Here is an 11,633-nt window from a genome sequence, read left to right on the forward strand (position 1 = left end):
GCACCACGCTGGTCGACCTGGGCACCGCGGATGATCCCATCGCGGCGTTGTTGTCTGAACTGGGCTCGCCCGCAGGCGATGACGTGGTCGCGTGGCGTAGCGACGACCGATATGTCGAACGGCTCTCGCGCGCGACGCTCGATGGCAGCCGCCGGGAGGCGGTTGTCCGCGGCGACGCTTCATACATCGTCACCGGCGGCCTGGGCGGGCTGGGCACCGTTGTCACGCGTTGGCTTGTCGAGCGCGGTGCGGGGCGGATTGTGCTTAACGGCCGAAGCGAACCCTCCGACGAAAAGCAGAAGGCTCTCGCCGAGCTGGCGGGTGACACCGAAATCGTCTTCGTCTCAGGCGATATCGCTTCGCCGGGAGTAGGAGAGCGGCTGGTGGCGGCGGCCGAAGAGACCGGACGCCCGCTGCGCGGTCTGGTGCATGCCGCCGGTGTGACCGGCGACGGGCTGGTGACTACGCTCACCGCCGAAGGCATGCAGCGGGTGTGGGCACCGAAGGTGGCCGGCGCACTACGGCTGCACATCGCGACAGTCGGCCGCGAGCTGGACTGGTGGGTCGGCTTCTCCTCGATGGCCACCCTGCTGGGCCTGCCGGGTCAATTGGCGTACGCAACGGCCAACGCGTGGCTCGATGCGTTGATGACGTGGCGGCGCGCATCGGGACTGCCCGCGACCGCGATCAACTGGGGCCAGTGGTCCGACGTCGGGATGAGCCACGCACTGACCTACAGCGTTCTCGACCCGATCACTCCCGACGAAGGCATCGAAGCGCTGGAGTCGCTAGTGGGCGGGCCGCTGGCTCGGGTCGGAGTGGGACGGCTGCGCCTTGATCGCGCCTTCACAGCAACCCCCGAGTTCCGCGAGCTCAACTACTTCGAAAGGATCGTGGAGGAGTTCGACGTTTCCATCGTCGAGCACCCGCCGGCCGTTGCGGACGCGGATCAGGCGGACGTTTCGGCTCCGGACTGGTCGCAGTTGTCGGCCCAGGAGCGGTTCAGCGAACTGGAGAGCAGGCTGCGAACCATTTTGGCCCGCGAGCTGCGAATGTCGGCATCAGCGATCAACACCGATCAGCCATTCCCTGAGCTGGGACTGGACTCGATGATGGCAATGACGGTTCTGCGACAGACGCAGAAACTCGTGGGCATCGACCTGTCGGCGAACATGTTGTTCAACCACCCGACCATCTCGTCGTTGGCGACGTACGTGGCGGATCTGCTTGCACCGCAGGAGGTGCCGCAGGAAGAAAGCCCCGACCTGATCGACGCGGGAAGCGGCGTGTTGGATGAGTTGTTCGATCAGGTGGAGTCGGCTTCGGCGGGCAGTGAGAGCGGTATCTTTTAATGGGTACGATTTTCGACAGAGTTTCGGCGATGCCCGCCGACAAGCGGGACGCGCTGACGCAGCAGTTCGACAAGGCTTCGCGGATCGCGGCGGCCGAACCGGTGGCGGTCGTCGGGATCGGCTGCCGGTTCCCCGGCGACGCGGTGGGCCTCGAGGGCTACTGGAACTTCTTGGCTAACGGTGGCGACGGGATCAGCGAAATCCCTTCCGACCGCTGGAATGCTGACGAATACTACGATCCCGACCAGTTCGCGCCCGGCCGGATGTCGTCGAAGTGGGGCGGCTTCCTGTCCGACGTGGCCGGCTTCGACGCCGACTACTTCGGGATTTCCCCGCGTGAAGCCGAAGCCATGGACCCCCAACAGCGGCTGATGCTGGAGGTGGCCTACGAAGCGCTCGAACACGCCGGAATCGCGACAGATGAACTGTCCGGTGTGCGTGCCGCCGTGATGATGGGTGTGTATTACGGCGAGTACCAAACGATTTCAGCAGCCAACCCGGATGCCATCGATGCCTACTCCGCGACGGGCAATGCCCACGCCGTCGCCGTCGGGCGCATCGCATACCTGCTGGGGCTGCGTGGTCCGGCGGTGGCGATCGACTCGGCATGCTCGTCGTCGCTGGTGACGATCCATCTGGCCTGCCAGAGCCTGCGGTTGCGGGAGAGCGACCTGGCCCTGGCCGGCGGGGTCAGCCTGATCCTGCGGCCGGAAACTCAGATCGCGATGGCCAAGTGGGGGATGCTGTCCCCGAACGGCCGATGCTATTCCTTCGACTCCCGCGCCGACGGGTTCGTCCGCGGCGAAGGTTGTGGGGTGGTGGTTCTCAAGCGGCTCACCGACGCCGTGCGCGATGGGGACCGGGTGCTCGCCGTTGTGCGGGGCTCAGCGGTCAATCAGGACGGTCGGTCCAACGGGCTGACCGCGCCCAACACCATCGCGCAACAGGATGTCATTGCGCGCGCGCTGCGCAGCGCCGACGTAACGGCAGGCTCGGTGAACTTCATCGAGGCGCACGGCACCGGCACCGGTTTGGGTGACCCAATCGAGTTCGAAGCGTTGGCCGATCGGTATGGCCGCGGCGAGAGCCGCTGTGCCCTGGGCGCGGTGAAATCCAACTTCGGACACCTCGAGGCCGCGGCCGGAATTGCCGGCTTCATCAAAGCCGCGTTGTGCGTCCAGCGAGCGCAGATACCGCCCAATCTCAATTTCGCGCAATGGAATCCGGCGATCGACCCGTCGCCCACCCGGCTGTTCGTTCCCACTGAGCTCAGCCCGTGGCCTGCAGAGGAAGGCCCGCGCCGGGCTGCCGTGTCGTCGTTCGGCATCGGCGGGACGAACGCACACGTCGTGATCGAACAAGGGCCGGACCCGGTGCCGGTGTCGGACGCCGATCCGGGTTCACCGGTGACGACGTTGACGGTTTCCGGCAAGTCCGAGCAACGGATCGCTTCGTGGGCGACGGCGCTGGCGGATTGGATGGCCGGCGAGGGTGCCGGTGTGCCGCTTGCCGATGTCGCCCACAGCGTGAACCACTACCGCAGTCGCCACAACAAACTCGCCACGGTGTCGGCGCGTGATCGCAGCGAGGCGGTGGCTGGCCTGCGCGCGCTGGCGGCGGGGCAGCCGACACCGGGAGTTGTCGGACCGCGCGAAGCACCGCGTGGCTCGGGCACGGTGTTCTTGTACTCGGGTCAGGGCTCGCAGTGGGCGGGCATGGGCCGGCAGTTGTTGGCCGATGAGCCGGCGTTTGCTGCGGCGGTGGCCGAGTTGGAGCCGGATTTCGTTGCCCAAGTTGGTTTTTCGCTGCGTGATGTGCTGCTGGCCGGTGAGCCGGTGGTTGGTATCGACCGTATCCAGCCGGTGTTGGTGGGTATGCAGCTGGCGTTGACGGCGTTGTGGCGCTCGTACGGTGTCGAGCCGGATGCGGTGATCGGGCATTCGATGGGAGAGGTGACCGCCGCAGTAGTAGCCGGGGCGTTGAGCCCCGCCGATGGCCTGAAAGTGATTGCCACCCGGTCGAAGTTGATGTCGAGACTCTCCGGTCAGGGCGCGATGGCGTTGCTGGAGTTGGGCGCTCAAGAGGCGGAGAAGCTGGTCGGCGAGTATCCCGATATCACGGTGGCGGTGTACGCCGCGCCGCAGCAGACGGTGATCGCCGGGCCGCCCGAACAGGTTGACGCGGCGATCGCGGTGGTGGACGCGCAAGGCCGGTTGGCGCGGCGCGTTGAGGTGGATGTGGCCTCGCATCACCCGACGGTGGACCCGATCTTGGCCGAACTGCGGGACGCACTGGCGGATTTGAAGCCTCTGACGCCGAGGATTCCGTTGATCAGTACGGTGGGTCAAACCAACGGTGCGGCGCCGGCGTACGACGCCGACTACTGGGTGGTGAACCTGCGCAACCCTGTGCGGTTCAGCCAGGCCGTGACCACTGCGGCGGAAAGCCACACCAACTTTGTCGAAGTCAGTCCCCACCCGCTGCTCAGCCACGCGATCGCCGGGACGCTGGAATCGGCCAAGCCGCGCGGCGGTGCTCAAGTGGCGGGAACGCTCACCCGAGACAACCCCGAGACGCTGACATTCCACACCCAGCTGGCGACGGTTCGGCCGCCGTCAGTCGCCGCTGCGCAAAACGCCGACAGCACAAAGAGACTCATCGATCTTCCCCCGACGCCGTGGCAGCATGTCCGATACTGGGCGGCGCCATTCTCGGCCACCCGGCAGGCCGCCAGCGCCCACCCGCTGCTGGGCACGCACGTCGAGCTGCCGTCCGGCCGCGACCACGTCTTCACCGCCGACGTCGGGCTAGAACTCGTCCCCTATCTGGCGGACCACAAGGTGCATGGCCAAGCGGTGATGCCCGGCACCGGCTTCGGTGAGATCGCGTTGGCCGCAGCCAGCGAAGCCCTTGGCTTGCCGGCGCAGTCGCTGACTGTCGGAGTCGAGGTCGAACAGATGCTTCCGTTGGGCGACTCGACTCAGCTCACCACGCAGCTCACCCGAGGCGAGAAGGACAGCGACGAAATTCGCGTCGAAATCCATTCCCGCTCGGCAACTGGTGCGTGGGTCCGCCACGCAGTGGCGAAAGTCGAGGTAGGGCAGTCGGAAACACCTGCCCCGCCGACCACCTCGTCCGAGCCCGGCACGGTGGTCTCGCCCGCGGATTTGTACGCCGCGTTGCGCAACACCGGGTTGCATCACGGGCAGGCGTTCGCCGCTTTGACTCGCATCGTGCGCAGGCCTAACGGTTCTTCGGAGACCGAGATTGTCCTACCGGATGAGGCGACGGGCCACCGTGGTTACCGGATCCATCCGGTGCTGCTCGACGCGGCGTTGCAAGGCCTGGCCGCCGCGCTGTCGACTGAATCGTTGGCCGACTCCAACGAGGCCACCTATCTACCGGTGTCGTTCGAGAAGATTCGGGTTTTCGGCGATGTCGGCCGGCGCGCCCGATGCCGCGCCGAGCTGGTCAACCCAGACGGGGACGGTGCCGGCATCATGGGCCGCGTCTTGATCACAGACGACAGCGGCAATCTTACCGCCGAGATCAGTGGTATCTACCTGCAACGGGTCCAACGACGCACAGTGCCGATGCCGTTGACGCAGAAGATCTTTGATACCGAGTGGGTTGAGACTCCGGTTAATCCGGCGCCGGCACCGGAGGGAAGCTGGCTTGTGCTGACCGATGGCGTCGAGTCCGAGGCGGTGGCAAAGGAATTCACCGCCGGATTCGGCTCACCGACCCAACGGGTGATCAGCGCCGAGCTGTCCAACGAGTCGGCGGTCCTCGAGGCGTTCGCGCAAACCGCGGGAGACGCCGAGCTTCCGCCGGTCGGCGTCGTCATCTTCGCGGGCCGACAGTCATTCGACGGCTCGGAGTCGGATGACGCTCCGGCGCGCGGCCGAGATTTGACCTGGGGGGTCGCGTCGACGGTTCGCACAATCCTCACCGGGTGGCACGGCAAACCGCCGCGACTGTGGGTGGTTTCCCGCGATGGACTGGCCGTCAACGATGGCGAACCGGGCGACCCATCGATCAGCGCGCTTACCGGCCTGATCCGGGTGCTGGCCTACGAGCACCCGGATCTGCGCACCACGTTGGTGGACATCGCGGGCGACACCGTGACCTCGCTGGCAGGCGAATTCGGGCTGGGATCCGGCGACGATGTGGTCGCCTGGCGCGGCGAAAAGCGTTACGCCAAGCGGCTTTCCCGCGCGACGCTGGGCACGGCCAAGCCCGACAACGTCGTTCGGCGGGACGGCTCCTACATCCTTACCGGTGGCCTCGGCGGGATCGGTCTGGCCATGGCTCGCTGGCTGGTCGACAGCGGCGCCGGACGCGTGGTGCTCAACGGTCGCTCCAATCCGTCCGACGAGGCGCGAGCGCTGCTCGACGAACTCAAGCAGCAGGCCCAAATCGTGGTGGTTTCCGGCGATATCGCCGCACCCGGAGTTGCCGAGCAACTGGTGAGCGCGGCCGAAGGGACGGGGCTGGCGCTGCGCGGTGTGATGCACAGCGCCGTCGTGCTCGATGACCAGATCGTCGCCGGCCTCAGCAGGGACAGCCTGGAACGAGTATGGGCGCCGAAAGCCATTGGCGCGCTGCGACTGCACGTCGCAACCGCTGGCAGCGAACTTGACTGGTGGGTCGGCTTCTCGTCGACGTCGTCACTGCTGGGTGCACCCGGGCAGGGCGCCTACGCGGCCGCCAGTGCCTGGCTCGACGGCCTGGTCGAGTGGCGCCGGGCATCGGGATTGCCTGCCACCACGATCAACTGGGGCCAGTGGTCCGACATCGGCGTCGCCCGCTCACTGACCTTCAGTGCGCTGGATCCTATTTCGCCGGCCGAGGGTATCGAGGCGCTGGAGGCCATCCTCGCTAACCACCCAACGAACATCGGGGTGGCCCGTCTGCGACTGGACCGCGCCGCCGCCGCGTTCCCGGAGATCGGCCAACTCGGCTATTTCGCCAAGTTGGCCGAGGAACTGGACATCGACAGCGACGACGACGATTGGGCCGGTCCGGACGCGTTGCGCGAGATGGACGCCGTCGAAGTGAACCGCGTCGTCAGCGCGCGACTGGGCGGGCGCATCCTGGCCATCATGGGCTACCCGAAAGACAGCACGATTGACTCCGAACAGCCGTTGACCGAACTGGGCATGGATTCGCTTATGGCGGTGCGTATCCGCAACACCGTTCGCGGCGACTTCGGTGTGGAACCGCCAGTGGCCCTGCTGTTGCAGGGCGCATCGCTGACCGCGCTGACGACCGACCTGATCCGGCAGCTGGGCCTTCAGGCCGACGACAAGGGCGACAGCGGCAGCGCGGTTCGTGACAGAGCCAAGCAGCGCGCCGCAGCCCGGCAGCGCGCCGCGGCTCGGCGAAAAGTAGGAGATCGAGTGTGACCAGCAACAGCGAACTGCCGCCCAACGCGATCGCCGTCGTCGGCATGGCGGCCCGTTTGCCCGGCGCCAACACGGTGTCGGCGTTCTGGGACAACCTGCGCCGCGGCGAGGAGTCGATCGTCACGCTGGCCGAAGACGACCTGCTGGCCGAGGGCATTCCGGAGAAGTCGCTGGCGAATCACGCCTACGTGCGGCGTGCCGCACTGATGGACGGGATCGATGAATTCGACGCCGACTTCTTCGGCTTCACTCCGCAAGTTGCGCGCTCGACCGATCCGCAGCATCGGCTGTTTCTGCAGACCGCCTGGCACGCGATCGAAGACGCCGGCTACGACCCGGCCGACATCGAGGGTTCGGTCGGCGTGTACGCGACCAGCACCACCAGCGGGTACTTACTGCACAACATCATGTCCAATCACGACCCCGATGTGGTTATGGGACAAGGCATAACCTTCGATATGGTCAACCTGTCGTTACAGAACGACAAAGACTACCTGGCCACCAAGGTGGCGCACGCGTTCAACCTGCGCGGCCCCGCCCTCTCGGTGCAGACGGCCTGCTCGTCGGCGTTGGTCGCGGTTCACCTGGCCTGCCAAAGCATCCTGAACGGCGAGTGCGAAATGGCGCTGGCCGGTGGCGCATCGCTGCGCATCCCGCACCATGTCGGCTACTGGTATGCCCCTGGATCGATGGTGTCACCTACTGGCCACTGCCGGCCGTTCGACGTCCGTTCGGACGGAACGATTTTCGGCAGCGGAGTCGGTGTGGTGGTGCTCAAAGCGTTGCAGGATGCCGTCGATGACGGCGACCGCATCCACGCAGTGATCCGAGGATCGGCGCTGAACAACGACGGCTCGACCAAGATGACTTACGCCGCGCCCAACGCGGCCGGTCAGGCCGACGTCGTCGCCGAGGCGCAGGCAATCGCCGAGGTCGACCCCTCGGAGGTGAGCTATATCGAGACGCACGGGACCGGCACGCCGCTCGGCGACCCGATCGAAATCGAGGGTCTGCGACAAGCATTCGCTGTTTCCGACGAGCCTCGCCAGGGGCCGTGCTATATCGGCTCGGTCAAATCGAACATCGGCCACCTCGAGTCGGCGGCCGGGATAGCCAGCCTGATCAAGGTTATTCTTTGCCTCAAGCATCGGGCCATCCCGGCGACACTGCACTACACCAGCCCCAACCCGGAACTGCACATCGACAAAGGCCCGTTCCGGGTGCGCAGCGAATACGGTCCGTGGGAGTGGGACGGCGTCCTGCGCGCCGGCGTGAGCTCATTCGGTGTCGGCGGCACCAACGCGCACGTGGTGCTCGAAGAGGCGCCGCGGGTGCCGGCGGCGGCTGCTTCAGCGCCGGTACCCGGCGCGCAGGTGCTGCTGATGTCGGCTCGAAGCACTGAAGCGCTGCAGCAGTCACGGTCGACCCTTGCTGCCGAGTTGGCCGGCGACCAAGAGATCCGCCTGCCCGATGTTGCCTACACCCTCGGCCGTCGCCGCAAAGAGAAGATCCGCATGGTGGCAGTCGTCAAAGACCAGCAGGACGCGGCGGCCGTGCTCAACGCCGACGAGCACGACAACGTGTTCGTCGGTGAATTCACCCAAGGCGGCGACAATCCGGATCAAATTGTCTTCCTGTTTCCCGGTCAAGGCGCTCAGCACGTCGGGATGGCGCGTGGCCTCTACGACTCCGAGCCGGTGTTCGCCGAGCACTTCGATCAGTGCGCAGCGGGCTTCGGCGAGGAGTTGGGCATTGAGCTGCGCGCGGAGATCTTCGAGGGAACCGCGCGCAACCTGGAACGCACCGACCGCACCCAACCGGCGCTGTTCACTGTCGAGTACGCGCTGGCGAAGCTGATCGAGAGCTACGGCGTGCGCCCAGCCGCATTGGCCGGACACAGCATCGGCGAATACGTCGCGGGAACCATCGCCGGTGTCTTCGACATCGAGACGGCCATCAAGGTGGTGTCAATGCGTGCGCGCTTGATGCATGCTGCACCGCGCGGCGTCATGGTCGCTGTCGCGCTGAGCCCTGATGCCCTCGCCGAGCATATGAACGGTGATGTCGACATCGCCGCGATCAACGAACCGGGCGGCTGCGTCGTCGCCGGGTCTGAGGACAGCATTCGTCAGTTCAGCGACCACCTCACCGAACGCGGCATCGTCGCGCGCCGGGTTCGCACGTCGCATGCATTCCACTCGCGCTTGATGGATTCGATGATTCCGGAATTCACCGGCTTCCTGTCCCGACAAACGCTGCGTGAGCCGCAAATCCCCTTGCTGTCCAACGTCACCGGGACCTGGCTGGCTGCCGGCGAGGCCACAAATCCGGCAACGTGGGCGCGCCAGGTGCGCTCGACGGTTCGGTTCTCCGACGAGGTCGACGTGTTGCTTGCCGACCCGAACCGCATCTTGGTGGAGGTTGGTCCCGGCGGCACGCTGACCGCGTCGGCGACGCGGCATCCAAAGTGGTCGAGCGGCCACCACGCGGTCCGGCTGATGCGCCACCACGCTCAGAACCGCGACGACCGGGACGCGTTCCTGCTGTCCCTGGGCCAGCTCTGGGCAGCCGGAGTCGACGTCGACTGGGCGCCGCTACGCGGCGGGCAGTCGGGTCAGCTCCTCACGCTTCCTGGCTATCCGTTTGAGCGCCAACGGCATTGGATCGAGCACCGCCAGACAAATTGGGTGCCCGATGCTGCGGTAACCAACGGTGCGGCCCCCGCCGCGTCCGCCTCCGACGCCGGCCAAGCGCCCAAGAATGCTCAATCGGTGATGGAAGCCACGCTGCAGCGCATCTGGGCACAGTGCCTGGGCATCGGCTCGGTCGACCGCAAGGCCAACTTCTTTGAACTGGGCGGTGATTCGCTGGTCGCGATCAGCGTCGCGATGACCGCCGGTCACGAAGGGCTAGACCTCACACCGCAAGACCTGTACGACAACCAGACCGTCGCCGCCCTTGCCAAAGCGCTGACTGCCCGATACGCCGCCGGCGGGCTGGGCCGCCAGTCGCTGACCGATGTGGCGCATCCGCCTGTCCCGCCGAACATCTCCTACTTCCTCGAGCATGGCGTCAAGGAACGCGGACAGTGGCGTGTTCCGCTGCTGCTGCGGCTTCGGGCCGATATTCAAGTCGACGACGTCCGTTCCGTGCTCACCGCCGTGACCAACCACCACGACGCGCTGCGCCTGCGGCTGGTGGAACGCGCGGGCACCTGGGAACAGGTCATCGGCGAACCCCAGGAGTTGGTCGAACTGGCCACCCGGTCGATTCCGGATGACGTCTCACCGGGAAGCGCCCAGGAGCGGGAAGCCCTGCTGGGCATACTGCACGAGCAGATCGGCGCACAGGATCTGTCCAGCCCGCCGCTGAGTGCCACGTATGTCCGCGGCGTGCCCGGCGGTTCGTGCTACCTGGCGATCAGCCTGCACGGGATCGCCGGCGACGTCGCATCCCGCGAAATCCTGATTGCCGACATCTTCACCGCGTTCGGCCAACGGTTGGCCGGCCAAGAGGTTTCGCTCGAAGCAGTCACCACATCGTGGAGCGAGTGGTCCCAGCGCTGCGCCGGGCTGGCCGTCCACCCAGCCGTCGTCGAGAGCCGCGAATTCTGGCTGGAGACGGCGACGGGAGCGAGCCGGGCGGTGGCCAACCGGGAGATCACCGAGGCGCCGGACGTGGCCGATCTGGTGAGATTGCCTGCGGAACTGACTGTTTCGGAAACAACCGAGATCGACGACGCGCGGCGCCGGCTGCGGGTGCCGATCGAGGAGATGCTGCTGGCCGCGCTGAGCCGCACGATCGCGACGATGGTCGGTGACGGATCGGTTGCCGTCGATCTCGGCGGGCCGGGCCGCTCGGTACTCAAACCCGACGTCGACCTGCGTCGCACGGTCGGCTCGTTCACCACCGTCTATCCAGTCGCTCTCAACTGCGCCAAAGGTGATGGGACCAGCGCGAAGCAACTGCTGGACGACGTGCACGGCAGACTGAATGCCGTTCCGCATTATGGAATCGGCTACGGGCTGCTGCGTTACAACTATGCGCCCACAGCACGGTTGCTGGGAGCGAGCCCTCCCGCCGACATTTTCTTCAACTACATTGGCGCTATTCCTGATCTCCCGGCGCTGGGCGATGACGTGGCTGTCCAATTCGACTCCGACACCGCGCTGCCGGTCCGCGAGGCTATCCCCGGCCTCGGTCACGCCATCGAGTTGCGGGTGTATCGCTCGGCCGGTGTGTTGCACCTGGATTGGTGGTACGACACCCGCAGGGTCGACGCGGCCACCATGCAGTCGCTGGCTGACGGGTTCTCACGAACATTGCTGGAGCTGATCGGGGATGCGCTCGCGGAGGACGAATCGGACGCCGACAGCGATGAAATGGAATTGGTGGACCTGTCGTAGACGCCAGACGACGGCTGCCTAGAAGGACAAGGAAGGCTGGAAAGAAGGCAAGTGTTTCCATCGTCGGTCATTCGCAAGCTGGCGCTGAGCGAGGAGATGCTCGCCGAGACGCACAACTTCGTGGGCCTTGCCGCACACCTCGAGGGTCCGATCGATATTGACGCGTTGTCGGACGCCTTCGATCTTCTGCTCGAGGCGCACCCGGTCCTCACCGCGCGCCTGGAGCGCGGTGCCGATGGCCGTCACGAACTCGTCGCCGATGACCTGATGCACTCCGGGCTCGAAGTGGTGGAGGTCGATGGGCCGGACACTGCAGCCCCCCCACCGCATTTCGACCAAGCCGAGTCGCTGGTGCACCTCCGGCTGTTTGTCCGCGGCGGGCAAGCGCACCCCACACTGTATGTCCATCACGCCCTCGCCGACGGGCATCACATGTACGGCCTCATCGAGGAGTTGCTGTCCTTCTA

The 11,633-nt window shown here is 66.1% G+C and carries 3 protein-coding genes and 1 pseudogene; all 4 read left to right on the top strand.

The annotated features are described in order from the left end of the window. A partial coding sequence (locus WB785_RS00100) for a beta-ketoacyl reductase (RefSeq protein WP_424076671.1) occupies positions 1-1,352 on the top strand: 1,352 nt, incomplete at its 5' end. Then, the gene (locus WB785_RS00105) at positions 1,352-6,760 is read left to right on the top strand and encodes a type I polyketide synthase (protein WP_424076672.1); all 5,409 of its coding nucleotides are present in this window, start codon (positions 1,352-1,354) and stop codon (positions 6,758-6,760) included. The genes WB785_RS00100 and WB785_RS00105, both read left to right, overlap by 1 nt. Continuing rightward, positions 6,757-11,166, top strand: a complete 4,410-nt coding sequence (locus tag WB785_RS00110; RefSeq protein WP_424076673.1) for a type I polyketide synthase — start codon at positions 6,757-6,759, stop codon at positions 11,164-11,166. The genes WB785_RS00105 and WB785_RS00110 overlap by 4 nt, the downstream gene beginning before the upstream one ends. Before the next feature lie 51 nt (positions 11,167-11,217). Beyond that, positions 11,218-11,633 (top strand): annotated as a pseudogene (locus tag WB785_RS00115) (acyltransferase); the annotation flags it as partial.

Source organism: Mycobacterium sp., from assembly GCF_049585075.1.
Taxonomy (GTDB): Bacteria; Actinomycetota; Actinomycetes; order Mycobacteriales; family Mycobacteriaceae; genus Mycobacterium.

Bases quoted from the DNA above. Each gene is read 5' to 3' on its own strand.
- WB785_RS00105 (WP_424076672.1), top strand. From the start codon at position 1,352: ATGGGTACGATTTTCGACAGAGTTTCGGCGATGCCCGCCGACAAGCGG.